Here is a 25,140-nt window from a genome sequence, read left to right on the forward strand (position 1 = left end):
GCTACTGCCGCTCCGGCGCGGGGTCCGGCCTGGAATACGTACGCCCCTTCCAGGCCGCACCCCGCCCCCTGTAGTGCTGCACGGCGGAGTCGACCGTCATGAGGAGATACAGGAACGCGGTACCCGGCAACAGCGGCGCCAGCCACAGCGGTTGCGTGTAGTAACGCAGCATCGGGACGTACGTCGCCGTCATCAGCAGCCAGGCGAGCCCGCCGAGCAGCGCGGTGAGCCCATGGCCTGTGGCGAGTCCGGCGACGAGCGCGACCGGCGGCGCCAGGTAGACGAGCGCAAGTCCGGCCACGGTCCCGGCGAGGAGCGGCGGGTTGTGCCGCAGCTGGGCGTAGGCGCTGCGCGACACCATGCGCCACAGGTCGCCGAGCCGCGGGTAGGGGCGCACGCTGTCGACGCGGTCGGCGAGGCCCAGCCAGATGTGGCCCCCGGAGCCCTTCACCGCCCGGGCGAGCGCGACGTCGTCGATGACGGCGTGCCGGATCGAGTCGGGGATCGCGGCGCGGTCGGCAGCTGCGGCGCTCAGCAGCACGCAGCCGCCTGCCGCGGCCGCCGTGCGCGAGCCCTTCCGCGCGATCCAGCGGAACGGGTACAGCTGGGCGAAGAAGTACACGAAGGCCGGGACGACGAGCCGCTCCCACACGCTCTCCACGCGCAGCCGCGCCATCAGCGAGACGAGGTCGAACCCGCCTGTACGGGCCGCGGCCACCAGCTCCCTCAGGCTGTCGGGCTCATGCGCGATGTCGGCGTCCGTGAGGAGCAGGAATTCGGGGTCACGCGCGCGTGCCAGGCCGATACCGTGCCGCACCGCCCACAGCTTGCCGGTCCAGCCCGCCGGCGGCTCGCCCGGCGAGTCGACCGTGAGCGGCAGCCCGCCGTGGCGCAGGGCCAGCTCCCCGGCCAGGGTTCCGGTGCCGTCCGTGCTGCCGTCGTCGATCAGGAAGATCTCGGCGCGCCCCGGATAGTCCTGCGCGAGGAGCGAGGGCAGGCTCTCCGGAAGCACGGCCGCCTCGTCCCGCGCAGGGACGATGACACACACCGAGGGCCACTCCGAAGGGTCCGTGCGCGGGGGCAGACGCAGATCCGTGCGCCAGAAGAAGCCCTGTCCGAGCAGCAGCCACACCCACGCGGCCAGTGATGCTGCGGTGATCCACACAACGGCGTCCATCCGCCGCAGTCTGCCCCACCGCACCCTTGGTGTGAGGGCCATCGTCTATGGTTTCCGGGTGAAGATCGCGCTGATGGACTCGGGAATCGGACTCATCGCGGCCGCCGCCGCGGTACGGCGCATGCGGCCCGACGCCGATCTCGTCCTGTCCTCCGACCCCGACGGGATGCCCTGGGGGCCGCGCAGCGTGCAGGACGTCACCGAGCGGGCCCTGGCCGTCGCCGAGGCCGCCGCGGAGCACCGTCCCGAGGCGCTGATCGTGGCGTGCAACACCGCCTCGGTCCATGCCCTGCCGGCCCTGCGGGCCCGCCTCGAACCCGGCATCCCGGTCATCGGCACGGTCCCCGCGATCAAGCCGGCCGCCGCCGGCGCCGGACCCGTCGCCATCTGGGCCACTCCCGCCACCACCGGAAGCCCCTACCAGCGGGGACTGATCCGGGACTTCGCGGACGGGGTAGAGGTCACCGAGGTGCCCTGCCCGGGCCTCGCCGACGCCGTGCAGCACGCGGACGAGGAGGCCATCGACAGGACGATCGCGGCCGCCGCTGCGCTCACCCCGACCGATGTAAGGGCCGTAGTCCTGGGCTGCACCCATTACGAACTCGTGGCGGAACGCATCCGCGCCGCCGTCCAGCAGCCCGGCATGCCGCCGCTCGTCCTGCACGGCAGCGCCGGGGCCGTCGCCGCGCAGGCACTGCGCAGGATCGGCGCCGGGCCCGACGCCGAGAGCGGTGCGCAGGGCGCACTCACCGTCATCCTCAGCGGCCGCACCTCCGCGCTGCCGCCCGCCGCACTCGCGTACGCGGAGGGCCGGCTGCTCCAGGCCGCCGTCAGCCACGCACAGTGACGGCTGCGCCCGGGATTTCGGGCACGGCCCAGGCGTCCCGGGGCCGTGCGCAATCACTCTCCGCGGCACAGTGCCTTCACTGCGGAAGATGAGTAGTCTCAGTTCCATGAGGGACCACTCCGGTAGTGAGCGGCGCGCGTCCGTCGCCCCCGAGGTCTGGACAGGCCGTGCACACAATCGCGTGCAGTGGCTGGCAGCGCTGGGCGGCGCCGCGTGTGTGGCGCTCGGCATCGAGCTCGCCGTGGCTTCCCAGTGGACTTCCGGTATCGCCGCGCTGGTGATGTCGGTGGTCGGCTGCATCGCCGCGGGTCTTCTGATCCTGTTCGGGACCCTTGCCTTCGTCCATGTGGCCGTGAAGGTCGACAAGGACTACCTGGAAGTGCGGTGCGGCCACATAGGAGTGCCACGCCGCCGCATCCTGCTCGCCCATGTGGTGGGAGCCGAGTTCGAACCCCGTGTCACGCCCCGCCAGTGGGGCGGCTGGGGATACCGCTGGCGCCCCGAGCAGGGCACGGCCGTCATCGTCCGGCGCGGCGAGGGCGTCGTGCTGATCATGGGCGACGGCAGGAAATTCACGGTGACCGTGGACAACGCCGAGTCCGCGGTGCGCGCCATCCACGACCGGCTCAAGCCGACCTCTGTCGGCCCCGTCGCCTGACGGCACCCGCACACTTACACACGGCCGCCCCGGACACGTACCGGGGCGGCCGTAGTGCTGTCCGAGGGCTCGTCGCCCCAGGGTCTCGCCGTCGCCACCCCCGCGAGCAGGCCCGCGCCCGCGGTGACGGTGGTGAAGCTCAGGGCGTTGCCGAGCATCGCCAGACCGGCGAGAGCGGTCAGCGCCGCGCCCGCCGTCAGGACCACCGGCGTGGAGCGCGCCGACCGCCACAGGACGTACAGGAGCCAGCAGAACACCGCGGCCAGCAGGCAGACGCCTACGAGTCCCTGCTCGGCGGCCTGCTGGAGCGGGGCGGAGTGCGGCTTGCCGTCGGGCAGCAGCGTCTCGCCGACCGTGGGGCTGAGCTCCCCGAAGCGGCCGGGGCCCACCCCGAGGCCCGGATCGGACTCGGCCTGGCGCAGCGCCTCCTGCCACAGAAGGATCCGGTGCTGCGAGAGCTGCCCCTCCAGGGAAGCGGAGAGCCCCGAGGGCAGTACGCCCTTCAGCAGTGCCAGGGAGAGCCCGGTCACCAGCCCCGTCATGACGCCGAGACCGGCGAGGCCGAGGCCCCTGTGGTGCCGCATCCTCACCGAGGCGAGGGAGCACAGCAGCACTCCCGTGCACACGGTGACACCGGCGATCGATCCGGCGGCGGCAGCAGCCGCGACCGTGCCGCCCGCCAGCAGGAACAGGGCCGCACGCACGGGCGGGCGCCGCGCCGCCCAGGCCGCGCAGCACGCCGCCCCGGTGGACAGCGCCAGGAGTGCCGCCGTCGCGCCGGTACGGCCGAGCGGAGAGCCGGTGTCGGGCGCGGGCACCGCGTGCGGGGACGCGAGCGCGAGCCCGAGTCCCGCGAAGGCCGCCGCGCAGGGCGCCGCCATGGGCAGCAGCGCGCCGGAGATCCGGCCGCACGCATAGCCCGCCGCCACGGCGAGCACCGCCAGGAGCACGCCCTCCGGCCTGCCCGCGCGGGCGGTCGCGGTGATCAGCGACCAGACGGCGCACGCCCCGAGCGCGAAGACGCCCGCCGCGTCGGCGACATTGCGCCGCTCGTACTCCGCCGACGGACCGGCCGTCGACGACATCCCCGTGGTCCCCACCACCCCGTCGCCCCCCGACTGTGACGGGCCCCGAGCGTCATGGCCGGATACGGCCGTTGCTCGGGGACTCGGGGCACACCGTAACGGCTGATGCACCGGTTTGTGCACGGGTTGCGCAGGAACGATGCTGCACGGGGTGGTCCGCGCGGCCGGTGCGACCCCCGCAGACCGCCGTGTCGCCCGGCAGGTGACCCGCCGTACACTCCCCGAGTGACCGCCACCGCAACCTCCGTAGACGAGCCGGAACAGCTCGATCCGCAGTCGGCGCCCGCCTCGCGCTGGGCCCGCCTGCCCCGACGGATCGCTCCGGCCGCCGCCGCGGTGCTCTCCGGAGTGCTGCTGTACGTCGGCTTCCCGCCCCGTGAGCTGTGGTGGCTCGCGCCCCTGGCCCTCGCGCTCTTCGGAGCGTCCGTTTACGGGCGGCGGATGCGCGCGGGGTTCGGCCTCGGCTTCCTCATGAGCCTCGGCTTCCTCGTGCCGCTCCTGTCGTGGACGGGCGTCGACGTCGGGCCGCTGCCGTGGCTGGCCCTCGCCCTCGCGGAATCGCTCGTCATGGCCCTGGCCGGACTCGGCATCGCCTATGTCTCACGGCTGCCGCTGTGGCCGCTGTGGGCCGCGGGCGTGTGGATCGCGGACGAGGCGCTGCGGGCTCGCTTCCCCTTCGGCGGCTTCCCCTGGGGCAAGGTCGCGTTCGGTCAGCCCAGTGGCTTGTTCCTGCCGCTCGCCTCGCTGGGCGGCACCCCGCTCCTGGGCTTCGCGGTCGTCCTGTGCGGCTTCGGCCTCACTGCTCTCGCGCTGCGCCTCAAGGACGTACGCGGTGTACGTGACCGGGGCCTGGCCGTCGCCGCCGCGTTCACCGTCGCGCCCGTCATCGCGGGAGCCGTCGCGGCGCCCCTCGTCTCCACCGCGGCAGAAGAAGGCACCGCGCGCGTGGCCGTCATCCAGGGCAACGTGCCGCGTATGGGCCTCGACTTCAACTCCCAGCGCCGGGCCGTGCTCGACTACCACGTACGGGAGACGATGAAGCTCGCCACGAAGATCGAGGCGGGCCAGGTCAAGAAGCCCGACCTCGTGCTGTGGCCCGAGAACTCCTCCGACATCGACCCCTACGTCAACCCCGACGCGTACGCCGAGATCGACAAGGCGGCCAAGGCCGTCGGCGCGCCCATCTCCGTCGGCGCCGTCGTCACCCTCAAGGACGGCACGCCCCGCAACCGGCAGATCCTCTGGGACCCGAAGACGGGCCCCGGCGCCGTCTACGACAAGCGGCAGCTCCAGCCGTTCGGCGAGTACATGCCCTACCGGAGCTTCTTCCGCATCTTCAGCAAGGACGTCGACCGCGCGGGCAACTTCGTGGCCGGAAAGAAGCCGGTCGTCTTCGACATGGCGGGCACCAGGATCGGCCCGGTGACCTGCTACGAGGCCGCGTTCGACTCCGTCGTGCGCGACCAGGTGGAGGCGGGCGCGCAGATCCTCTCCGTGCCCAGCAACAACGCCACCTTCGACCGCAGCCAGATGACCTACCAGCAGCTCGCCATGGACCGGGTGCGCGCCGTGGAGCACGGCCGCGCCGTGATGGTGCCGGTGACGAGCGGCGTCAGCGCGATCATCAGGCCCGACGGATCCGTCGCCCAGCACACCGGCATGTTCGTCGCCGACACCCTGGTCGCCGACGTGCCCAAGCGGACCTCGCTGACCCTTGCCACCCGCCTGGGCGGATGGCCGGAGCTGCTGCTCGTGGCCATCGGCGTGGGCGGTCTCGGCTGGGCCGTAGTGCGCTCCCGCCGGAGCGGGTCCGCCGCCGGATAGGGTCGCAGGCATGGCTACCCCAGAGTTCATCCGCAAGATCCGGGCCAGCGTCGGCCACCAGCTTCTCCTGCTGCCCGGCGTCAGCGCCGTCGTCTTCGACGACGCCGGCAGGGTCCTTCTCGGGCGCCGCGCCGACACCGGAAAGTGGGCGGTCCTCGCCGGAATCCCGGAGCCGGGGGAGCAGCCCGCCGAAGCCGCCGTACGCGAGGTGTACGAGGAGACGGGCGTCGAGTGCGTGGCCGAGCGGGTCGTCCTGGTGAAGACCCTCAAGCCGGTGACGTACCCGAACGGCGACCGGTGCCAGTTCACGGACACGTCCTTCCGGTGCCGGGCGACCGGCGGCGAGGCCCGGGTCAACGACGACGAGTCCCTCGAGGTGGGCTGGTTCGAGCTGGACTCGCTGCCGCCGCTGGGCGACTTCTGCCTGCTCCGGATCAAGCAGGCGGCCTCCGACGGGCCGACATGGTTCGAGACCATGTCCGAGCGCTGAAGTATGGGTGCTGACCACATCGGGCGGGGCGCGAGCGCTGCCTAGGGTGCGGAGCATGACCGCGCCCAACGCACCCCTCACCGCGCCGCTCGATCTCGGCGGCCGCATCGCACTCGTCACCGGCGCCGCAGGCGGCATCGGCCGCGCCTGCGCGCTGCGGCTCGCCGCGGCCGGGGCCAAGGTGAGAGCGGTCGACCGGGACCGGGAGGGCCTTGACGCGCTGGCCGAGCAGGCCGGCGCCACCCCCGGCGGCATCGAGCCGCGCGTCCTCGACCTCACCGACCTGGACGCGGCCGAGGAGTGCGCCGCGGGCGCCGACATCCTGGTCAACAACGCGGGCATCCAACTGGTCCGCCCCATCGAGGAGTTCCCGCCCGACGTCTTCCACACCGTCCTGACGGTGATGCTGGAGGCACCCTTCCGCCTGATCCGCGGCGCCCTGCCGCACATGTACGAGCAGGGCTGGGGGCGCATCGTGAACCTCTCCTCGGTCCACGGCCTGCGCGCGTCCGCGTTCAAGTCCGCGTACGTCGCCGCCAAGCACGGCCTCGAAGGGCTCTCCAAGACCGCCGCGCTCGAAGGCGCTCCGCACGGCGTCACCTCGAACTGTGTGAACCCCGCCTACGTCCGCACGCCGCTGGTCGAGAAGCAGATCGCCGACCAGGCCGCCGCCCACGGCATCCCCGAGGAGCGGGTCCTTGCCGAGGTCATGCTCCAGGACAGCGCGCTCAAGCGGCTCATCGAACCCGACGAGGTCGCCGAGGCGGTCGCGTATCTGTGCAGCCCGCGGGCCTCCTTCATCACCGGGACGTCGCTCGTCCTGGACGGCGGCTGGACCGCACACTGATCACCCTCGCGGGTGGCGGCGATTGTCTGATCCATTGAGTTGTCCACAGGGCTGGCGGGGCCGGCCGTACGACGGGTAATCCTGTTGAGCATGTCGCACGATCCAGCACAGTCCCCGTCAGGCCCCGCAGGCTCTGAACGCCCCGCATCGAGTGCCGAGGCGCCGTTCCTCGAGCTCCTCGCCCGGGGCGCGTCCGCCGACGCCTACGAACAGCCCGTGCTGGTCGCCCGCGCCGAGGGCGAGCCACCGGCGCGGATCGACGCCCTCGAACACGCCAAGGGACTCGCCCTGCGCGTCCGAGCCGACCTCGAAGGCAGGCGCCGCCGCGAGGCGGAGCTGTCCGCGCTCTTCGAGACCGCGCACGATCTCGCGGGCCTGCGCGACCTGGGCGCCGTCCTCCAGGCCATCGTGCAGCGCGCCCGCTCCCTCCTCGGCACGGACGTCGCCTATCTGACGCTGAACGACCCGGCCAGGGGCGACACCTACATGCGAGTCACCGAGGGCTCCGTCGCCGCGCGCTTCCAGCAGCTCAGGCTCGGCATGGGCGAGGGCCTCGGCGGACTCGTCGCCCAGACCGCCCGGCCGTACGTCACCGCGGACTACGCGCAGGACGTCCGCTTCAAGCACACGCGCACCATCGACACCGGTGTCCACGACGAGGGTCTCGTCGCGATCCTGGGCGTGCCTCTGATGCTCGGCCCCCATGTCATCGGCGTGCTGTTCGCCGCGGACCGGCGCGCTCGGGTCTTCGAGCGGGAGCAGATCGCGCTGCTCGGCTCGTTCGCGGCGCTCGCCGCGGCCGCCATCGACACCGCCAACCTGCTCTCCGAGACCCGGGCAGCGCTCGGCGAGCTGGAGCGCGCCAACGAGATCATCCGGGACCGCGGCGACGTCATCGAGCGCGCGTCCGACGTCCACGACCGCCTCGCCGAACTCGTCCTGCGGGGCGGCGGCGTCCACGACGTGGCGGCCGCCGTGTCCCAAGTCCTCGACGGGACAGTGGAGTTCGCCGACGCGGTCACCGCACCCGACAAACCCCTCGACGCCTCGCGCGCCGACGGGCACGCCGTGCGGGACGGGGACGACTGGGTCGCCGCCGTCGCGGCGGGGGGCGAACTCCTCGGCGCGCTCGTGCTGCGCGGCCACCCGGGACTCGACCCCGTCGACCAGCGCACCCTGGAGCGCGCCGCCATGGTCACCTCGCTCCTGCTGCTCGCCCGGCGCTCCGCCTCCGAGGCCGAACAGCGCGTACGGGGCGAGCTGTTGGACGATCTGCTCGACGCGCGGGACCGGGACCCGCGACTGCTGCGGGAGCGCGCCGCGCGGCTGCACGCCGACCTGGACGCCACCCATGTGGTCCTGGCCGCGCGCCTGGAGACCCCGGGCGCCGACGCCGAACATGAGGCCGCCGCACGGCGCCGCCTGTGGTCCGCCGCGTCCCACCTCGCCGCCACTCGGCACGGGCTCGCCGCCGCGCGCGACGGGGGAACGGTCCTGCTGCTTCCCCTGAGAGCCGCGGACCGAGCCTCCGACCTCGCCCGCCGCACCGCCAAGCACCTCTCCTCCGCGGTCCACGAGCAGGTGACGGTCGGCGCGTCGGCCCCCGTGGAGGACTTGGCCAACCGCACCGACACTGTCGCCGCTGCTTACGCGGAGGGGCAGCGCTGCCTGGACGCCCTGCGCCTGCTCGGCAGAGCGGGGGAGGGCGCGGCCGCGGAGGACTTCGGCTTTCTCGGCCTGCTCCTCGCGGAGAGCCGGGACATCTCCGGGTTCGTGGAACGCACCATGGGCGAGGTCGTGATGTACGACCGGCGCAGGGGGACCGACCTCGTGCGCACGCTCGACGCGTACTTCGCCTCGGGCATGAGCCCGGCCCGCACCAAGGACGCGCTGCACGTGCACGTGAACACGGTGGCGCAGCGCCTGGAGCGAATAGGGCGCCTGCTCGGCCCGGACTGGCAGTCGCCCGCGCGTGCCCTGGAGATCCAACTCGCGCTGCGGCTGCACAGGTTGGCCGGGGCGATATCGGGCTGACGGACGGGTTGCGGGTCGCGGGTCGCGGGTCGCGGTGCGCAGTGCTCAGCGCTCCGTGCTTGGTGCTCGGTGTGTCGTGTGACGGCAAGGCCCCCGTACGCGGGGTGCGTACGGGGGCCGGGGGGAGCGGTTGCCGGGTCAGGCGGTGCGGGCGTCCGCCGGTCGGGCCGCGGCCGACTTCTCGCCGGCGCCGTCCTCCTCGATCTGGGCCAGGTCGCGATGCCTGGTCTCTTTCGCGACGCCCACCGCGATCAGCGTCACGACGGCGGCGGCGATCACATACAGGGCGATCGGGGTGGAGCTGTCGTAGTCCACGAGGAGCGCCGTGGCGATGAGCGGCGCCGGCGCTCCGGCGGCGACCGAGGCGAACTGCGCGCCGATGGAGGCGCCCGAGTAGCGCATCCGCGTCGCGAACATCTCGGAGAAGAAGGCCGCCTGTGGTGCGTACATCGCCCCGTGCAGGACGAGGCCCACGGTCACGGCGAGGATCAGGTTCCCGAAGCCCCCGGTGTCGATGAGCGAGAAGAACGGGAACATCCACAGGCCCACGCCCGCGGCCCCGATCAGGTACACCGGCCTGCGGCCGATCCGGTCGGAGAGCGCGCCCCACGCCGGGATGACCGCGAAGTGCACGGCGGACGCGATGAGTACGGCGTTCAGCGCGGTCTGCTTGGAGACACCGGTCGACGTGACGGCGTACACGAGGATGAAGGCGGTGATGACGTAGTAGCTGATGTTCTCGGCCATGCGGGCGCCGATGGCGACGAGGACGTCGCGCCAGTGATGGCGCAGTACGGCGACGAGCGGCGTCTTCTCGCTCGCGCCGCCCTCCGTGGCCTTGCGTGCCTCGGCCCGGGCCAGCGCCTCCTTGAAGACAGGTGACTCATCGACAGAGAGACGTATCCACAGTCCGACCATGACGAGGACGCCGGACAGCAGGAACGGGATGCGCCAGCCCCACGAGGTGAAGGCGGAGTCGGAGATGAGCGCGGTCAGCAAGGAGAGCACGCCGGTGGCGAGCAGTTGTCCCGCGGGCGCTCCGGTCTGCGGCCAGGAGGCCCAGAAGCCACGCCGCTTGGCGTCCCCGTGCTCGGAGACGAGGAGCACGGCGCCGCCCCACTCACCGCCGAGCGCGAAGCCCTGGATCAGACGCAGGAGGGTGAGCAGTACGGGAGCCGCCACGCCGACTGTGGCGTACGTCGGCAGGAGGCCGATCGCGAACGTCGCCGCGCCCATCATGAGCAGGCTCAGGACCAGCAGCTTCTTGCGGCCGAAGCGGTCGCCGTAGTGCCCGAAGACGAGCGCGCCGAGCGGCCGCGCCGCGAATCCGACAGCGTACGTCAGGAACGAGAGGAGCGTGCCGACGAGCGGGTCGGTGTTGGGGAAGAAGAGCTTGTTGAAGACCAGTGCGGCGGCGGAGCCGTAGAGGAAGAAGTCGTACCACTCGATCGTGGTGCCGATGAGGCTCGCGGCGACGATCCGCCGGAGGCTCGCGGGCGGTGGGGGAGCGGTTGCTGCGGAGGCCATGTGGACCACTTCCAGGCGTTGGGCGGGGACGGGTACGTGTCGGCACAAGGTAGAAAGACGCAGGTCAACGGCACATGTGGTGGGGCACCATAGTTTTGGGCGGTGCTATGCGGGGAGCCACCATGAGGAGACGGTGAGCAGCGTCAAGTTCAGTGCGCGTCGGCGTGTCGCGACAGCGCGACGCCCATGAGCCTCCCCCGTCACTGGGCCAGGCGGATCAGACTGATCGTCAGCGACGAGGGCGTCGGGATCGGACCCGTCGTCAGGGATGACGACCGGCGAATCGGACCGTCGTCACGGATCAGGGCGGGCGCGGGTCGGACGCCTCGTCAGCGAAGAGGAACGGCCGGATCGAACTGGGCGTCAGCGATGAGGGCGTGGGGATCGGACCCGTCGTCAGCGATCGGGGTGCGCCGGGCCGCTGGTTCGGATGGGCCAGGTGCGTGCAGTCGTGTCGGGGCCGATCGGGTTGTGCCCGCAGTGATCTGCGAGCCGGAAGTCACGGAGACCCCTGTGGCGAAATGCCTGGTCAGGATCTGTGACTTGCCCCCGGGTTGAGCCATTGGAGGCCGATTGGGTGACGGCGCGGCCATTAGCGGGGCGGGCGGGTCGAGTGGTGCGCGGGCTGGATGTGGCTGACGGTGATGAGGTCGGGGCCGAGTAATTCGAGCTGACAAATCGTCAGTGGCTCGGCCGTGGCGGAAGGACTACGACGATGCGTACTGCCCGCATGCTCCTCGCTACCGCGACGGCTACGGCCGCACTCGCCATCGCTGCTCCTGGTGCGTTCGCCGCCGCCGCAGGCGACTGGGACAACGATGACTCTTCCTACAGCGCGGAGCACGACAAAGACAGCAACCACAATGACGAGCGCGGCTCCGGCAAGGACGACCACGGCGGCGGCTATGGCAAGGAAGACCACGGCTCCGGCAAGGGCGACCACGGCGGCGGCTATGGCAAGGAAGACCACGGCTCCGGCAAGGGCGACCACGGCGGCGGCTACGGCTCGGACCACGGCAAGCCGCGTGGTGGCCTGCACACCGGTGGTGGCGCCCTCTCCGTGGTGAAGGGTGACGACTGGAGCAAGGACGAGAACAAGAAGGGCGACTCGGACGGGCACGGGGACAAGGGCGGCAAGGAGCGCGGCGACGGCTACGGCAAGGACGAGCGCGGCTCCGGCAAGGGCGACCACGGCGGCGGCTACGGCTCGGACCACGGCAAGCCGCGTGGTGGCATCCACGCCGGTGGTGGCGCCCTCTCCGTGGTGAAGGGTGACGACTGGAGCAAGGACGAGAACAAGAAGGGCGACTCGGACGGGCACGGGGACAAGGGCGGCAAGGACGAGCGCGGCGGCTACGGCAAGGAAGACCACGGCGGCGGCTACGGCAAGGAAGGCGGCAAGGAGCGCGGCGACGGCTACGGCAAGCCGCGTGGTGGCATCCACGCCGGTGGCGGCGCCCTCACCCTGGTGAACGACGACGACTGGACCAAGGACAAGGAGAAGTACGACCCGGAGAGCTACAAGAAGGACGACGAGGGCTACGGCAAGGACTCGTGGGGCTCCGGCTCCGGCTCCGGCTCCGGCTACGGCAAGCCGCGTGGCGGCATGCACACCGGTGGCGGCGGGCTCGCCACGCCGAGTGCGGGTGTCACGGCAGGCGGCATGGCGGTCCTCGCGGTCGCCGCGGCCGGCGCGTTCGCGATGCGCCGTAAGCGCGCGTCCGACGCGTCCTGACCGGTGCCCGTCATAGCGGCCGAGGCCGCCGCGTTAACACGTCGCGGCGGCCCGGCTGCCTTCTCTTTTGCGTAGTTCCCTCTTGAAGCCCCCGACCTGGCTGCGCGGTCCCGGACCGCGCTTGCGCTGTTACCGGACCCTTTTCCTGATCCCGATCTTCTTGTGCTGTTCCCGACTTCTTGTGCTGTTCCCGATCTGCTCGTTCCAGTGAGGTGATGCCAGATGGCAGCCCGGTTGCCTTCCCCCGATCAGACCGAGTCCGTGCCGCCCGGGCGCCGATCCCGCATCGGCGCGTGGATCGTGTGGTCCGTCGGAATCGTCATCCTGGCGGTGAGTCTGTTCGGCGGTAATGAGACGTCGTCAGACACCTCCGATTCCTCCGGTGCGTCGCGGCCGCCCGCGGCGGCGTACGCGCCGTCCTCGGACGCCGCGCCGCCCGCGCCGGCAGAGCCACCCGTGCCGGCAGAGCCACCGGTGCCGTCAGCGCCGCTCGCGCCGTCAGAGCCGCCCGCGCCACCCGTGTCCCCCGTCGGAAAGCATCTGCCGCGGGCCAAGCCCACGCGGCTGCTCATCCCGAAGATCGGCGTGGACGCCCCCTTCACCGAGCTCGCCATCGGCCCCACGGGCCAGCTGCAGCCTCCGCCCGCCGCCGACACGAACCTGGTCGGCTGGATGGCCGACGGCGTGTCCCCGGGTGAGACCGGTACCTCGATCATCGCCGGGCATGTCGACACGAAGACGTCCGCCGCGGTATTCGCCGGCCTCAGGAATCTGAAGACGGGAGACACCTTCACCGTCCAGAGGGACGACTCGCGCACGGCCTCCTTCGTGGTCGACAGCGTCGAGACGTTCGCGAAGGACGCCTTCCCCAACGAGCGTGTGTACGGGGACACGCCTCAGGCCCAGGTCCGGCTGATCACCTGCACCGGGGTCTACGACCGCGTCAAGAAGGACTACATCGACAACCTGGTGGTCTTCGCCCATCTTGTCTGAGGCCGACGGGAGTTGTCAGTCCCGGTCCAGGACTCCCATGAGGGCGTCCCGCAGTTCCTTCCCGGGATCCGCCGACGGTCCTTCGGACCGCCACGCGACGAACCCGTCGGGGCGGACGAGGACCGCACCCCCCGGGGCGACACCGTGGGTCTCCGCCCAGTCCACGTCGCCCACGGGGGACAGCTCCGCGTCGGGCCCACTGCCGATGCGGTACGAGTCGAGCGGCACGGCCATCCGTTGCGCGATGGCCGTGGCCGCGTTGTGCCACGCGCCGTCGCCGTCCCCCGAACTCAGGAGCACCAGCGACCGCTCGTACAGGTCGAGGGTGGAGACCCGGGTGGCGGCGCGGTTCAGCCACATGTGGGGCGCGCGGCTCCCGGGCTCGCCGGTCAGCCGCATTCCCTCGGGTACGACAGGCGTCGCCGGGTCGGCGCCGAGGACCGCGCCGCGCGGATAGCGGTAGCCCAGCGCCACGTTGAGGATTCCGCCCTTCTTGCCGCCGGGTCCGCCTGCTCCCGGTCCGCCAGGTCCGCCAGGTCCGCCGGCTTCCGGGTTGGGGGTGTATCCCGGGTGGCTGTGCTCGACCGATCGCGTCGAGGCGCGGGCGCTCGTCGCCTCCGCGACCGGCCGGCGCTCCAGGTCGTAGGACTCCAGTAGACCGGCGCCGGCCCAGCCGCCAAGGACGGCGGCCAGCTTCCAGGCGAGGTTGTGCGCGTCCTGGATACCGGTGTTGGAGCCGAACGCCCCGGTGGGGGACATCTCGTGGGCCGAGTCGCCGGCGAGGAACACCCGGCGGTCCGAGTACCGCTCGGCGACCCGCTCGGCGGCGTGCCAGGCGGCCCTGCCGGTGATCTGCACATCGAGGTCCGGGACTCCGGTGGCCCGCCGGATGTGTTCCGCGCAGCGTTCGTCCGTGAACTCCTCGAGCGTCTCACCGTTCTCGGGGTGCCAGGGAGCGTGGAACACCCAGTGCTCACGGTTGTCGACCGGCAGCAGGGCGCCGTCGGCCTCCGGGTTCGTGAGGTAGCACACGATGAAGCGCCGGTCGCCGACGGCGTCCGCGAGGCCGCGCGAGGTGAACGTGATGCTCACGTTGTGGAACAGGTCGCCCGGGCCGCTCTGCCCGATGGCGAGCCGCTCGCGGATGGGGCTGCGCGGGCCGTCCGCCGCGACGAGGTAGTCCGCCCGGACGGTGGTGTGCTCGCCCGTGTCGCGGCTCTTGAGCTGCGCGGTCACACCCTGGGCGTCCTGCTCGAACGACATCAGTTCGGTGTGGAACCGCAGGTCCCCGCCCAGCTCCCGCGCGCTCTCCAGGAGTACGGGTTCGAGGTCGTTCTGGCTGCACAGGCACCATCCGCCGGGGCTGAAGCGGGCGAGCCCGCCACCGGGGTCGATCTCCTTGAACAGCCACTCGCCGGCGTCGCCCACCAGGGTCGGCGTCTGCAGGATGCCGTGGTTGTCGGCCAGGACCGATGCGGCGTCCTCGATGCGCTGCTGGATTCCGGCCACCCGGAACAACTCCATCGTGCGCACGTTGTTGCCGCGCCCGCGGGGATGGATCGACGTGCCCGAGTGGCGCTCCACGAGCATGTGCGGGACGCCGAGACGCCCCAGGAACAGCGAGGTCGACAGGCCCACCAGGGAGCCGCCGACTATGAGTACCGGCACGTGTTGAGCGCCCTCGGGGGCCTCTTCCGATCGGTTCATTGATTGCCTCCAGCCGCAGCCGCGGGTGAGTCGGGGGTTGGAACACAGTCCATGCCTCCCCGCGTCGCTTCGCCCCCCGGAGCACCCGGACGGGTGCCTTGGTCACCCGTCCGGCGCTTGTGGATCGCGCCCCCCGGGGGCCCGATCGACGATCGGCTCATGGCGACCCCGGCATTTCGGACGCGGTGGTCGTTCCTGATCTTCTGTGAGGAAGAGGAGAGGTGCGCCGTATGACCCCCATCTCAGGACGCATATCGCAGTCGGCCTTCGACGGCTCCAGGTTGCGAGTGATCCTCCTGCTCGATCTGTACGAGGGAGCCCAGCAGCAGTTCCTGGACGCGTACGAGCACATGCGCAATCAGGTCGCGTCCGTGCCCGGTCACCTCAGCGACCAGCTCTGCCAGTCGATCGAGAACCCCTCGCAGTGGCTCATCACCAGCGAGTGGGAGAGCGCCCCGCCCTTCCTCGCCTGGGTGAACAGCGAGGAGCATGTCGAGACCGTCAGGCCGATGCACAGCTGCGTCAAGGACACCCGGTCGATGCGCTACAGCATCCTCCGGGAGACCAACCCCGCCGAGCCGGTCACGCCGGCGCCGGCGGCGGCGAACGCGGTGGCGGCCCGGGTGGGCGACGGCGCGGCCCGCCACGCCCTCACCTTCACCGTCAAGCCGGGCTCCGAGTCGAAGGTCGCGGAGATCCTGGCCGGGTATCAGTCGCCCCAGGCCCAGGTCGACGACACCACCCGCCTGCGCCGCACCTCGCTCTTCATGCACGGCAACCGCGTCGTGCGTGCCGTGGAGGTGGAGGGAGACCTCCTCGCCGCGCTGCGTCACGTCGCCCGCCAGCCCGAGGTGCAGGCGGTCGAGGAAGCGATCAACCCCTACCTCGAGCAGCACCGGGACCTGTCCGACGCCGATTCGGCGCGCGTCTTCTTCACCCGGGCCGCGCTCCCGGCCGTCCACCATGTGGTGTCCGATGTTCCGGAACCGCGCGACCTGCGGCGTCACGCCCTGTACTACCCGGCCAAGAAGGGGCGCGGGATGGACCTGGCCCGGCTGCTGGCCGAGCAGGACGCGACCGCGGCGGACGACCCGGACAACCCGGTGTACGGCAGCACCGTCTTCCAGCGCGACGACATCGTGGTGCGCCTCATCGACATCACCGGTGAGCTCGACAGCGACCCCGTCGCCTCCCTAGGTCTCAAGGGCGCGAAGAAGAGCGCGGAGCTCGAGCAGCTCCTCGACGGCGCCGCGATCGGCGTCGAGGGCTCCCTGCAGACGGAGCGCAACATCAACCGGCTCCTGTCGCACGCCGACATGATGCCCATCACCGACCGCAGCTCGGCGGGTTCCTGACGGACAACTGCGGGGTGTCCGCGGGCGCTGCCCCGGACGCCACCGCCGCACCCGGAGGTATCAACCATGACCAAGAATCCACGCATCGTGGACTTGAGCGAGACCGAACCCAACCGCCGGCGAGGAGGTGACCTGCGGGCCATGCTCACGCCCGCGACGGTCGGCTCCACGAGCGGGTTCATGGGCCTGGCCCTCGTCCAGCCCGGCGAGCGCATCGGCGAGCACTACCACCCGTACTCGGAGGAGTTCGTCTACGTCGTCAACGGCGCCCTCGAGGTGGACCTGGACGGCGAGACGCATGAACTCCGCCCGGATCAGGGCCTGTTGATCCCGATCAACATGCGCCATCGCTTCCGCAACGTCGGCGACGTGGAGGCCCGTATGGTCTTCCACCTCGGCCCGCTCGCCCCGCGCCCCAGCCTCGGCCACGTCGACACGGAGGTGACCGAGGGCGCCGAGGACGGACCCGGGTTCATCACCGGTGGTCCGGACCTGACCGCGCCAGGACACGGACAGCCGTCCGAGCGTAGTGGGGCCATAACGTGACCCGGCGGGTGGCTGTCACCGGAGTCGGTGTAGTCGCCCCGGGTGGTATCGGGGCGAGAGCCTTCTGGGACCTTCTCGCCAACGGCCGTACCGCGACCCGCGGCATCACGCTCTTCGACCCGGTGGGCCTGCGCTCACGCATCGCCGCCGAGTGCGACCTGGACCCGGTCGCGCACGGCCTCGACCCGGAACTGGTCGAACACGCCGACCGGTACATCCAGTTCGCGGTCATCGCCGCCGACGAAGCCGTCAAGGACTCCGGACTCGACACCGGGGTCGAGGACCCCTGGCGCATCGGGGTGTCCCTCGGCAGCGCCATCGGCGGCACCACCCGCCTGGAGCGTGACTACGTGCTGGTCAGCGAGGGCGGGAAGCGGTGGGACGTGGACCACCGCGCGGCCCAACCGAAACTGCACATGGCGTTCTCGCCGAGCACACTCGCCTCGGTCGTCGCCGAGCAGTTCGGTGCCCAGGGCCCGGTGCAGACGGTATCCACCGGCTGCACCTCTGGGCTCGACGCGGTCGGCTACGCCTTCCACACCATCGAGGAAGGCCGCGCCGACATCTGCATCGCCGGGGCGTCGGACTCGCCGATCTCCCCGATCACGATGGCGTGCTTCGACGCCATCAAGGCGACGTCGCCCAACAACGACGACCCTGAGCACGCCTCCCGCCCCTTCGACGCCGAGCGCAACGGCTTCGTGATGGGCGAGGGCGCCGCGGTGCTCGTCCTGGAGGACTACGAGCACGCCCGTGCGCGCGGCGCGCACATCTACTGCGAGCTCAGCGGCTACGCCACCTACGGCAACGCCTACCACATGACCGGTCTGACCAGCGAAGGCCTGGAGATGGCCCGGGCGATCGACAACGCGCTCGGCCAGGCCCGCATCGACCCCACGCTGATCGACTACGTCAACGCCCACGGTTCGGGCACCAGACAGAACGACCGCCACGAGACGGCCGCGGTCAAGGTGTCCCTGGGAGCTCACGCCTACGACACACCCATGAGCTCCATCAAATCCATGGTGGGCCACTCCCTGGGCGCGATCGGCGCGATCGAGGTGGTCGCCTGCGTCCTTGCCATGAAGCACCAGGTGGTGCCGCCCACGGCGAACTACGAGACCCCCGACCCCGAGTGCGACCTGGACTACGTACCGCGCACCGCACGCCCGCGAAAGCTGCGGAACGTGCTCTCCGTCGGCAGCGGATTCGGCGGATTCCAGTCCGCGGTGCTCCTGACCGAACCAGGTGGGAGGACACGATGAGCAGTGAACGCGCCCGCGGCGCGGCCATCACCGGGATCGGTGTGATCGCGCCCAACGGACTGCGCGCCGACGCGTACTGGAAATCCGTCCGGGAGGGCCTCGGCGCCCTGGACCGGATCACCCGCGAAGGATGCGAGGGCATGCCGCTCCGCGTCGGTGGTGAGGTCCGCGGCTTCGATCCCGCTGGCCTCATCGAGGAGCGGTTCCTCGTCCAGACGGACCGGTTCACCCACTTCGGTATGGCCGCTGCGGCGCTCGCTCTCGACGAAGCCGGGATCGGCCGCGGTGACCCCGCGGAGCCGTACTCCATCGGCGTGGTCACCGCGGCCGGTTCCGGCGGTGGTGAGTTCGGACAGCGGGAGCTCCAGAAGCTCTGGGGTCAGGGCTCCAAATTCGTGGGCCCCTACCAGTCCATTGCCTGGTTCTACGCCGCCAGCACCGGACAGATCTCCATCTGGAGCGGCTTCAAGGGGCCGTGCGGAGTGGTCGCGAGCGACGAGGCGGGCGGTCTGGACGCCATCGCGCACGCGGCCCGCACCGTACGGCGCGGAACCGGCGCCATGGTCGTCGGATCCGCGGAGGCACCCCTCGCCCCGTACTCGATGGTGTGCCAGCTCGGCTACCCCGAGCTCAGCACCGCCGAGGACCCCGACCGGGCCTACCTGCCCTTCACCAAGGGAGCCCGCGGGTTCGCGCCCGCCGAGGGCGGCGCGATGCTCGTCGTCGAGGACGAGACCCGCGCCCGCGAACGGGGGACGGACATCCGGGCCGTGGTGGCCGGCCACTCGGCCACCTTCACCGGCGCCTCCCGCTGGGAGGAGTCCCGAGAGGGGCTCGCCCGAGCGATCAAGGGTGCCCTCGACGAGGCGGGCTGCGCCCCGGAGGAGATCGACGTCGTCTTCGCCGACGCCATGGGCGTACCGGAGGCGGACCGCGCCGAGGCGCTGGCCATCGCCGACGCACTGGGTGCGCACGGCAGCCGCGTCCCCGTCACGGCACCCAAGACCGGTACGGGGCGGGCCTACTGCGCGGCGCCCGTCCTGGACGTCGTCTCCGCCGTGTTCGCCATGGAGAACGGCCTCGTACCCCCCACACCCAACGTGTTCGACATCTGCCACGACCTCGACCTGGTGATGTCTCGCGCTCGCCCCGCCGAGCTGCGCACGGCCCTGGTCCTCAGCAGGGGACTCATGGGCTCCAACGCGGCGCTGGTAGTGCGCCGCGGTGGCGACTCCGCCCGGTAGGACCGGGCGGGAAGGAGAACACCCGCATGATCACCGCAGAACTGACCTTCGACGATCTGGCCGGCCTGATGAAGAAGGCGGCCGGAGTCACCGTGGACCCCCAGCAACTCAGGCAGTCGCCGGACTACCCGTTCGACTCCGTCGGCCTCGACTCCCTCGGCCTGCTCGGCATCGTGGGCGAGCTCGAGAACCGGTACGGCCAGTCGCTTCCCCAGGACTCGGAGCGCTGCAAGACGCCCCGCGAGTTCCTCGACCTCGTCAACAGCACCCTCAAGGCTGGAGCCTGACATGTCAGGACACACAGAGAACAGCATCACCATCGACGCCCCCCTCGACCTCGTCTGGGACATGACCAACGACATCGAGAACTGGCCGCAGCTCTTCAGCGAGTACGCGTCCCTCGAAGTGCTCTCCCGCGAGGGCGACACGACGACCTTCCGCCTGACCATGCACCCGGATGACAACGGGAAGGTCTGGAGCTGGGTCTCGGAGCGGACCATGGACCGCGCCAAGCGGACCGTGCGTGCCCGCCGCGTCGAGACCGGGCCCTTCGCGCACATGGACATCCGGTGGGACTACACGGAGACCCCGGAAGGCACCCGTATGGACTGGGTGCAGGACTTCGCCATGAAGCCCGAGGCCCCGGTCGACGACGCCTGGATGACGGACAACATCAACCGCAACTCCGTCACGCAGATGGGCCTCATCCGCGACCGGATCGAGCGCGTCGCCCGTGACCGCCAGAAGGCCGCCGTGCCCCGCTGATCGCCGACCGCCCGTCCAGGAAGGAAACCCGATGCATCACGCCCTGATCGTCGCCCGCATGGCGCCCGGTTCGGCGCCGGCGATCTCCGACGTGTTCGCCGCCTCCGACCGAGGTGAGCTCCCGCGCCTGATCGGCGTCAACAGCCGCAGCCTGTTCCAGTTCGGCGACGTGTACCTGCACCTCATCGAGTCTGACGAGGACCCGGCGCCCGCCATCGCGCAGGTGGCCGGGCACCCCGAGTTCCGCAGTGTCAGCGATCAGCTGTCGGCGTACGTCAGCGCGTACGACCCGCAGACATGGCGCAGCCCCAAGGACGCCATGGCGCACCGCTTCTACCACTGGGACCGGAACAACCCCTCCTGACTGAGGGCACGACACAACCCGAGGCCGCCGGTCCCGCGTCAGACGCGGAGCCGGCGGCCTCGGGTTGTGTCCGGAGACCGTGTGCGGGTCAGGCGGGCACGGTGCACTCGAAGGCGTGCAGATACGCGTTGACGGGACGGACCTCGCCGAGGACGAGACCCGCGTCCGTCAGCCGCTCCACCATGCTCAGCCGGGTGTGCTTGGCGCCGCCGACGTTGAGGAGCAGCAGCAGGTCCATGGACGTCGTGAACTTCATCGACGGGGTGTCGTCGACGAGGTTCTCGATGACGATGACGCGGGCACCGGGCCGCGCCGCCTTGCGGACGTTGGCCAGCGCCCTGCGGGTGCTGTCGTCGTCCCACTCCAGGATGTTCTTGATGATGTAGACATCCGCCTGGACCGGGATGTCCTCGCGGCAGTCACCGGCGATGATGCGCACCCGGGAGGACAGCGAACCGCCTTCGCGCAGGCGCGGATCGGCGTTCTCGACCACCCCCGGGAGATCGAGCAGCGTGCCGTGCATGTCGGGGTGCTTCTCCAGCAGGCTGGCCACGACCTGCCCGTGACCGCCGCCGATGTCCGCGACCGAGGCCACGCCCTCCAGGTCGAGGAGGGCGGCGACGTCGCGCGCGGACTGCTCGCTGGACGTCGTCATGGCGCGGTTGAACACGTGCGCCGACTCGGGAGCCTCCTGGTTGAGATAGGTGAAGAACTCACTCTCGTACACGTCCTCGAAGACGTTGCGGCCGTGGCGCACCGCCTCGTCGAGCTTCGGCCAGACCTTCCAGGTCCACGGCTCGGTGCACCACAGCGCGATGTAGCGCAGGCTGTGCGGGTCGTCCTCGCGTAGGAGCCGGGACATGTCCGTGTGCGCGAACGTGCCGTCCGGGCGCTCCGTGAAGACGCCCTGGCTGGACAGTGCGCGCAGCAGTCGGCGCAGTGTCAACGGCTGGGTCTTCACCTCGGCCGCCAGGTCCTCCACGCTCATGGGCGTGTCGCCCAGGGCGTCGGCCACGCCCAGGCGGGCGGCCGCGCGTACGGCGGCGGCGCACGCGGCCCCGAAAACCAGCTCCCGCAGGCGCATGGGTGACTGGGGAGCCTCATCAACGGTCGTCATCTGTTGCCTCGCTTCTGCTGGCGTGATGGGTGTGCGGGCATGGCGTCGGCCCTCAGCACATTCCGGCGGGCACAGAGACCGCACACGCGTTGTCGCGGAACGTGTTGCCCTTGCCCTTGTCCTGGCTGGCCAGGTCGGCCGTGCCGTTGCCGATCACGACGTTGTCGCGGATCTCGTTGCGCTGGTTGAGGGCACCCTTGAAGTTCTTGGCGAGCACGATGCCGCCCGACATCGGGGCCTTGCCCACGTTGTCCACGACGCTGTTCTCCGCCACCAGCGAGTCCTCGACGCCGGTGAGGACGATGCCCGACCCCTGGAGGTAGGGCAGGCGCGCGGTCGCGGCGCAGTACTTGTTGTTGTCGTGGACGTAGTTGTTGCGCACCTTCAGTGCGCCGGGGCGCGGCTTGTTCTCGTCACCCACGAGCATCATCGCGGCGCAGTTGCCGGTCGCCTCGTTGTGGTCGACGGCCACGTTCCGCAGCCGCCGCACGGTGACGCCGATCCGGTTGCCGAGCAGACGGTTGTTGCTGATCACCGCCTTGGAGTTCGGGGCCCCCTCCTCGGCGTCGATCGTGTTGGCCAGGAAAAGGCCGGCGTCACCGTTGGCCTCGACGATGTCGTGGCGGAACACCCCGCGCACGGACCTCTCCTGGGCGATGCCCCACTGGCCGTTCTTCTCGGAGGTCACTCCCTCGACCCGGAGGCGATCGGTCCCGGTCGCCAACAGACCGTTCTTCTTGAAACCGCGAAGGGTCAGCGAGCGCACGGTGACGTGCTCGACGGGCTTGCTCTTGGTCCCGGTGACGCAGATGCCGTTGCCGGCCTTGGCACATGCGCTGTCGGCGGACGCCGCGTCAGGGACGATGACGGTGGACCGGGCGCTCGCGCCCCGCAGCGTCAGTCCGGACACGTTGATGCTGACGCTCTCGTGGTAGGTGCCGGGGGAGAGGACGATGACGTCTCCCGGCCTTGCCGTGTTCACGGCTTTCTGGATCGACTCGCCCGGGTTCACCCGGTGCACCGTCCGGCAGTCGGCCGACGGGGCCGCGGCCCCCACCCCCGACGCGACGACGGCCGCGGTGCATGCGAGGTACGCAATCTGTCGCTTGGTCATATGGCGAAGCTACGAGCGGGTGTTCCGGCCCGCCACCGCTGATCGCCCAGGTGGGCAGCCGCCTACGCTGTGGGTGAGCCGAACGAGCGGAAAGGGGGCGGCGCATGGCCACTTGGGGGCTGATCGTCGAGATGACCGTGGGAACGGGGGAGCGCAAGCACATGGAGGCGTCCGTGCTCGCGCATGTGGAGGGCTCGCGTGAAGAGGCCCTGGCGGAGCTGGGGGAGTGGATCGGGCGCTACACGCCGGAGCATCCCCGCAGTCCGAAGCGCAGTCGCGTCTTCCGTACTGCCGACGGGTTCCTGCTCGTCGTCGACGGTGCCTGGCAGTCCTTCAGTTCCCGCTTCACGGTCGCGGAGCTGGTGAAGGACAGCGCCGCGCCGCCGCCCGAGCCGCAGCCGACGCCCGTGCCGACACCCGAGGACGCCGCGCCCCTGCCCGCCGCGCCGCCCGAGGACGCCGCTCCGGCGCCCTCGGGTCCGACCGTGGACCGGTACGCGGACGGGGTGCCGGTGAAGCCGGCCTGGCTGGGCCGCACCGACCTGCCGTGACGGCACGGGTCGAGTGGCGCTAGGCGCCGGCGGTCACCGGTGAGTCGGTTCGCGCGGCGACCGAGTTGTCGGTCGCGGACTTGGGGATCGGGCGGTCGTCGCGCAGGGCCTGCCAGACCTGGTGGGACGCCTTGGTCAGCGGCAGGACGCGGCCGGCGTCCTGGGCGTCGTAGCGGACGGGCAGCGTGATCATGTTCATGTGGTCGGGGCTGATGCCCTTCAGGTCCTTCGCCAGGCCGAGCAGTTTGTCCGCGGACGCGAGACCGGAGTCGGCGCTCACGGTCTTGGTCGCGGTGTCGGCGAGCTCGTACGCCCTGGCGGGGTTGCTCACCACGCCGATCGATTCGGCGCGGTGGATCAGTGCCTTGATGAACGTCTGCTGGAGCTGGATCCGGCCGAGGTCGCTGCCGTCGCCGACGCCGTGCCTGGTCCGCACGAGCGCCAGAGCCTGTTCACCCTTGAGGGTGTGCTTGCCGGCGCTCAGGGACAGGTGGCTGCCGGCGTCCTTGATGGCCCGGTGGGTGGTGATGTCGACACCGCCGAGCTCGTCGACGAACTTCTGGAAGCCCTTGAAGTCGACCTCGAGGTAGTGGTCCATGCGGACGCCCGACATCTTCTCCACTGTCTTCACGGTGCAGGCGGGACCGCCCACCTGGTACGCCGCGTTGAACATCGACTGATGCTCGCCCGGCGCCGTTGCGCCCGACGGCTTCGTGCACTGCGGCCGGTCGACCATCGTGTCGCGGGGGATGCTGACGACGGAGGCCGTTTTGTGGCTCTTGTCGACGTGCAGCACCATTGCCGTGTCCGAGCGGGCGCCGGTGACGCCACGGCCGTATTTGCCGTGTGTGCCGGCGCGTGAGTCGGAGCCGAGGAGGAGGATGTTCATCGCTCCGTCGTGGCCCGCGTCCGGGCGGTTCTTGCCCAGTGCGGCGTTGATGTCCGTGCCCTTGAGATTTCCGTTCAGGTGCGACCATGCGTAGGCCACGCCACCGCCGCCGATGAGGACGGCGCCGAGTGCGGTGCACGTGGTGACGCGCAGCCGTTTCCTGCGTGACCTGCCTCGTGAGCGGTGCAGGTTCGCGGGCCCGTAGTCGGGGTGGTCAAGGGCATTGGCTGAGGGCGCGTGCCCTTCGTCTCCGCTGGTGTGCGGCATGGGGGCTGCCCTCCGTTCGAGGGTTGAGATGTGCCGTGGATCAGTTACGGCGTGTGGTGACGACGGCTCAGTACGCGGAGTTGACGTTGTCGATGGAGCCGTACCGGTTGGCGGCGTAGTTGGCGGCCGCGGTGATGTTGGCGACCGGGTCCGTCAGGCTCTTGGAGGTGCCGGCGACGTGGTAGGCGTCGAAGGTCGGCTGGATGACCTGGAGCAGGCCCTTGGACGGGGTGCCGTTGACCGCGTTGACGTCGTAGCCGTTCACGGCGTTCGGGTTGCCGGAGGACTCGCGCATGATGTTGCGGTGCAGGCCCTCGTAGGAGCCGGGGATGCCCTTGGCCTTCATGATCTTGAGGGCTTCGTTGATCCAGCCGTCGACGTTGTTTCCGTCGGTGGCCTTCTTGGTCGAGACCGAGTGAGCGGCCTTCGGCGCCGCGGTGGGCTCGGCGGCCTGCGCGGGGGACGGGGCGAAGGTCAGTGCGGCGCCCGCGAGACCGGCGGCGGCCAGGACCGTGACGGTGGCGCGCTTGAAGCGGGTGGGGCGGGCGGCAGCGGTGATCGGGGTGGAGAAGGTCAACGGGGTTACCTCTTCATGTTCGGGGACATCGTGCGGCGCCGGCCTGTGTGGTGGCGCCTGGAGCGGAGTCGGGATCCGCGTCCTGACCCGGGGGTCCGGAGCGAGCGCCTTCGCTCGTGCTCCGACCCGCTCTCCGGGACGACAGCCATAGTTAGCGATGCC

General features: G+C 71.0%; 24 protein-coding genes. 16 read left to right on the top strand and 8 right to left on the bottom strand.

Annotation, left to right across the window (positions count from 1 at the left end; genetic code table 11):
* Nucleotide 1 precedes the first annotated feature (1 nt).
* A complete protein-coding gene (locus OHA58_RS32960) occupies nt 2-1,177 on the bottom strand; it encodes a glycosyltransferase (protein ID WP_405483309.1) in 1,176 nt (391 codons plus the stop codon).
* A 58-nt stretch (nt 1,178-1,235) separates the two neighbouring features.
* Between OHA58_RS32960 and OHA58_RS32965 the strand changes: the two genes are divergently transcribed.
* Together OHA58_RS32965 and OHA58_RS32970 are read left to right on the top strand one after the other, a co-directional pair.
* Nucleotides 1,236-2,024, top strand: a complete 789-nt coding sequence (locus OHA58_RS32965) for a glutamate racemase (RefSeq protein WP_405483310.1) — start codon at nt 1,236-1,238, stop codon at nt 2,022-2,024.
* 106 nt (nt 2,025-2,130) lie between these two features.
* On the top strand, nt 2,131-2,682 hold the full coding sequence (locus OHA58_RS32970; RefSeq protein ID WP_405483311.1) for a hypothetical protein: 552 nt from the start codon (nt 2,131-2,133) through the stop codon (nt 2,680-2,682).
* Nucleotides 2,683-2,696: 14 nt separating this feature from the next.
* Here the strand turns inward: OHA58_RS32970 and OHA58_RS32975 are convergent, their stop codons facing one another.
* The gene (locus OHA58_RS32975) at nt 2,697-3,767 is read right to left on the bottom strand and encodes an O-antigen ligase family protein (protein WP_405483313.1); all 1,071 of its coding nucleotides are present in this window, start codon (nt 3,765-3,767) and stop codon (nt 2,697-2,699) included.
* Nucleotides 3,768-3,992: 225 nt separating this feature from the next.
* On the opposite strand from OHA58_RS32975, the gene lnt reads away from it, so the two are divergent.
* From lnt to OHA58_RS32995, 4 genes are all read left to right on the top strand, one after another.
* Entirely contained in the window at nt 3,993-5,591 is a 1,599-nt protein-coding gene (lnt, locus tag OHA58_RS32980) for an apolipoprotein N-acyltransferase (protein ID WP_405483314.1), read from the top strand.
* Nucleotides 5,592-5,601: 10 nt separating this feature from the next.
* Nucleotides 5,602-6,081 (top strand): NUDIX hydrolase, encoded by a 480-nt coding sequence (locus OHA58_RS32985; protein WP_405483315.1) that lies wholly within the window; start codon nt 5,602-5,604, stop codon nt 6,079-6,081.
* Between the two features lie 55 nt (nt 6,082-6,136).
* Nucleotides 6,137-6,928 carry a 3-hydroxybutyrate dehydrogenase gene (locus tag OHA58_RS32990; protein WP_116500480.1) on the top strand — a complete coding sequence of 264 codons (792 nt, stop codon included), beginning with the start codon at nt 6,137-6,139 and terminating at the stop codon, nt 6,926-6,928.
* A gap of 90 nt (nt 6,929-7,018) precedes the next feature.
* Complete coding sequence (locus OHA58_RS32995) at nt 7,019-8,962, top strand: helix-turn-helix domain-containing protein (protein WP_405483316.1); 1,944 nt, start codon at nt 7,019-7,021, stop codon at nt 8,960-8,962.
* 138 nt (nt 8,963-9,100) lie between these two features.
* On the opposite strand, the gene OHA58_RS33000 is transcribed toward OHA58_RS32995, so the two are convergent.
* On the bottom strand, nt 9,101-10,489 hold the full coding sequence (locus OHA58_RS33000; protein ID WP_405483318.1) for an MFS transporter: 1,389 nt from the start codon (nt 10,487-10,489) through the stop codon (nt 9,101-9,103).
* Between the two features lie 715 nt (nt 10,490-11,204).
* Between OHA58_RS33000 and OHA58_RS33005 the strand changes: the two genes are divergently transcribed.
* Nucleotides 11,205-12,224 (top strand): hypothetical protein, encoded by a 1,020-nt coding sequence (locus OHA58_RS33005; protein WP_405483320.1) that lies wholly within the window; start codon nt 11,205-11,207, stop codon nt 12,222-12,224.
* A gap of 222 nt (nt 12,225-12,446) precedes the next feature.
* On the top strand, nt 12,447-13,217 hold the full coding sequence (locus OHA58_RS33010; RefSeq protein ID WP_405483321.1) for a class F sortase: 771 nt from the start codon (nt 12,447-12,449) through the stop codon (nt 13,215-13,217).
* A 15-nt stretch (nt 13,218-13,232) separates the two neighbouring features.
* Here OHA58_RS33010 and OHA58_RS33015 read toward each other — a convergent pair whose 3' ends face one another.
* Nucleotides 13,233-14,924, bottom strand: a complete 1,692-nt coding sequence (locus OHA58_RS33015) for an FAD-dependent oxidoreductase (protein WP_405483322.1) — start codon at nt 14,922-14,924, stop codon at nt 13,233-13,235.
* A gap of 230 nt (nt 14,925-15,154) precedes the next feature.
* On the opposite strand from OHA58_RS33015, the gene OHA58_RS33020 reads away from it, so the two are divergent.
* The 7 genes from OHA58_RS33020 to OHA58_RS33050 all read left to right on the top strand — a co-directional run bounded on the left by OHA58_RS33020 (nt 15,155) and on the right by OHA58_RS33050 (nt 20,463).
* Complete coding sequence (locus OHA58_RS33020; protein ID WP_405483324.1) at nt 15,155-16,279, top strand: SchA/CurD-like domain-containing protein; 1,125 nt, start codon at nt 15,155-15,157, stop codon at nt 16,277-16,279.
* 66 nt (nt 16,280-16,345) lie between these two features.
* Nucleotides 16,346-16,825, top strand: a complete 480-nt coding sequence (locus OHA58_RS33025) for a cupin domain-containing protein (RefSeq protein WP_405483325.1) — start codon at nt 16,346-16,348, stop codon at nt 16,823-16,825.
* Nucleotides 16,822-18,090: a beta-ketoacyl-[acyl-carrier-protein] synthase family protein gene (locus OHA58_RS33030; protein ID WP_405483326.1), complete on the top strand. Its 1,269-nt coding sequence runs from the start codon at nt 16,822-16,824 to the stop codon at nt 18,088-18,090. The genes OHA58_RS33025 and OHA58_RS33030 overlap by 4 nt, the downstream gene beginning before the upstream one ends.
* On the top strand, nt 18,087-19,334 hold the full coding sequence (locus tag OHA58_RS33035; protein ID WP_405483328.1) for a ketosynthase chain-length factor: 1,248 nt from the start codon (nt 18,087-18,089) through the stop codon (nt 19,332-19,334). Before OHA58_RS33030 ends, OHA58_RS33035 begins: the two co-directional genes overlap by 4 nt.
* 26 nt (nt 19,335-19,360) lie before the next feature.
* Nucleotides 19,361-19,621, top strand: a complete 261-nt coding sequence (locus tag OHA58_RS33040) for an acyl carrier protein (protein ID WP_405483329.1) — start codon at nt 19,361-19,363, stop codon at nt 19,619-19,621.
* A 1-nt stretch (nt 19,622) separates the two neighbouring features.
* Nucleotides 19,623-20,099, top strand: coding sequence for an SRPBCC family protein (locus OHA58_RS33045; RefSeq protein ID WP_405483331.1), 477 nt, complete (start codon nt 19,623-19,625; stop codon nt 20,097-20,099).
* A 31-nt stretch (nt 20,100-20,130) separates the two neighbouring features.
* Nucleotides 20,131-20,463, top strand: coding sequence for a TcmI family type II polyketide cyclase (locus tag OHA58_RS33050; protein WP_227293243.1), 333 nt, complete (start codon nt 20,131-20,133; stop codon nt 20,461-20,463).
* A gap of 88 nt (nt 20,464-20,551) precedes the next feature.
* On the opposite strand, the gene OHA58_RS33055 is transcribed toward OHA58_RS33050, so the two are convergent.
* Both OHA58_RS33055 and OHA58_RS33060 read right to left on the bottom strand, forming a co-directional pair.
* Complete coding sequence (locus OHA58_RS33055; protein WP_405483333.1) at nt 20,552-21,580, bottom strand: methyltransferase; 1,029 nt, start codon at nt 21,578-21,580, stop codon at nt 20,552-20,554.
* 52 nt (nt 21,581-21,632) lie between these two features.
* Complete coding sequence (locus OHA58_RS33060) at nt 21,633-22,694, bottom strand: nitrous oxide reductase family maturation protein NosD (protein WP_405483334.1); 1,062 nt, start codon at nt 22,692-22,694, stop codon at nt 21,633-21,635.
* A 104-nt stretch (nt 22,695-22,798) separates the two neighbouring features.
* Between OHA58_RS33060 and OHA58_RS33065 the strand changes: the two genes are divergently transcribed.
* Nucleotides 22,799-23,245 carry a hypothetical protein gene (locus tag OHA58_RS33065; RefSeq protein ID WP_405483336.1) on the top strand — a complete coding sequence of 149 codons (447 nt, stop codon included), beginning with the start codon at nt 22,799-22,801 and terminating at the stop codon, nt 23,243-23,245.
* A gap of 19 nt (nt 23,246-23,264) precedes the next feature.
* Here OHA58_RS33065 and OHA58_RS33070 read toward each other — a convergent pair whose 3' ends face one another.
* Both OHA58_RS33070 and OHA58_RS33075 read right to left on the bottom strand, forming a co-directional pair.
* Nucleotides 23,265-24,401, bottom strand: a complete 1,137-nt coding sequence (locus OHA58_RS33070; RefSeq protein WP_405483338.1) for an LCP family protein — start codon at nt 24,399-24,401, stop codon at nt 23,265-23,267.
* A gap of 67 nt (nt 24,402-24,468) precedes the next feature.
* Entirely contained in the window at nt 24,469-24,978 is a 510-nt protein-coding gene (locus OHA58_RS33075) for a transglycosylase SLT domain-containing protein (protein ID WP_405483339.1), read from the bottom strand.
* Nucleotides 24,979-25,140 lie beyond the last annotated feature (162 nt).

The sequence above is a fragment of the Streptomyces sp. NBC_00009 genome, from assembly GCF_045040855.1.
Classification (GTDB): domain Bacteria; phylum Actinomycetota; class Actinomycetes; order Streptomycetales; family Streptomycetaceae; genus Streptomyces; species Streptomyces aureus.

Bases quoted from the DNA above. Each gene is read 5' to 3' on its own strand.
- OHA58_RS33035 (WP_405483328.1), top strand. From the start codon at position 18,087: ATGAGCAGTGAACGCGCCCGCGGCGCGGCCATCACCGGGATCGGTGTG.
- OHA58_RS33015 (WP_405483322.1), bottom strand. From the start codon at position 14,924: ATGAACCGATCGGAAGAGGCCCCCGAGGGCGCTCAACACGTGCCGGTA.
- OHA58_RS33045 (WP_405483331.1), top strand. From the start codon at position 19,623: ATGTCAGGACACACAGAGAACAGCATCACCATCGACGCCCCCCTCGAC.
- OHA58_RS33010 (WP_405483321.1), top strand. From the start codon at position 12,447: ATGGCAGCCCGGTTGCCTTCCCCCGATCAGACCGAGTCCGTGCCGCCC.
- OHA58_RS32960 (WP_405483309.1), bottom strand. From the start codon at position 1,177: ATGGACGCCGTTGTGTGGATCACCGCAGCATCACTGGCCGCGTGGGTG.
- OHA58_RS32985 (WP_405483315.1), top strand. From the start codon at position 5,602: ATGGCTACCCCAGAGTTCATCCGCAAGATCCGGGCCAGCGTCGGCCAC.
- OHA58_RS33020 (WP_405483324.1), top strand. From the start codon at position 15,155: ATGACCCCCATCTCAGGACGCATATCGCAGTCGGCCTTCGACGGCTCC.
- OHA58_RS33060 (WP_405483334.1), bottom strand. From the start codon at position 22,694: ATGACCAAGCGACAGATTGCGTACCTCGCATGCACCGCGGCCGTCGTC.
- OHA58_RS33005 (WP_405483320.1), top strand. From the start codon at position 11,205: ATGCGTACTGCCCGCATGCTCCTCGCTACCGCGACGGCTACGGCCGCA.
- OHA58_RS33050 (WP_227293243.1), top strand. From the start codon at position 20,131: ATGCATCACGCCCTGATCGTCGCCCGCATGGCGCCCGGTTCGGCGCCG.
- OHA58_RS32970 (WP_405483311.1), top strand. From the start codon at position 2,131: ATGAGGGACCACTCCGGTAGTGAGCGGCGCGCGTCCGTCGCCCCCGAG.
- OHA58_RS32995 (WP_405483316.1), top strand. From the start codon at position 7,019: ATGTCGCACGATCCAGCACAGTCCCCGTCAGGCCCCGCAGGCTCTGAA.
- OHA58_RS33040 (WP_405483329.1), top strand. From the start codon at position 19,361: ATGATCACCGCAGAACTGACCTTCGACGATCTGGCCGGCCTGATGAAG.
- OHA58_RS33000 (WP_405483318.1), bottom strand. From the start codon at position 10,489: ATGGCCTCCGCAGCAACCGCTCCCCCACCGCCCGCGAGCCTCCGGCGG.
- OHA58_RS33025 (WP_405483325.1), top strand. From the start codon at position 16,346: ATGACCAAGAATCCACGCATCGTGGACTTGAGCGAGACCGAACCCAAC.
- OHA58_RS32975 (WP_405483313.1), bottom strand. From the start codon at position 3,767: ATGTCGTCGACGGCCGGTCCGTCGGCGGAGTACGAGCGGCGCAATGTC.
- OHA58_RS33070 (WP_405483338.1), bottom strand. From the start codon at position 24,401: ATGCCGCACACCAGCGGAGACGAAGGGCACGCGCCCTCAGCCAATGCC.
- OHA58_RS33055 (WP_405483333.1), bottom strand. From the start codon at position 21,580: ATGACGACCGTTGATGAGGCTCCCCAGTCACCCATGCGCCTGCGGGAG.
- OHA58_RS32990 (WP_116500480.1), top strand. From the start codon at position 6,137: ATGACCGCGCCCAACGCACCCCTCACCGCGCCGCTCGATCTCGGCGGC.
- OHA58_RS33065 (WP_405483336.1), top strand. From the start codon at position 22,799: ATGGCCACTTGGGGGCTGATCGTCGAGATGACCGTGGGAACGGGGGAG.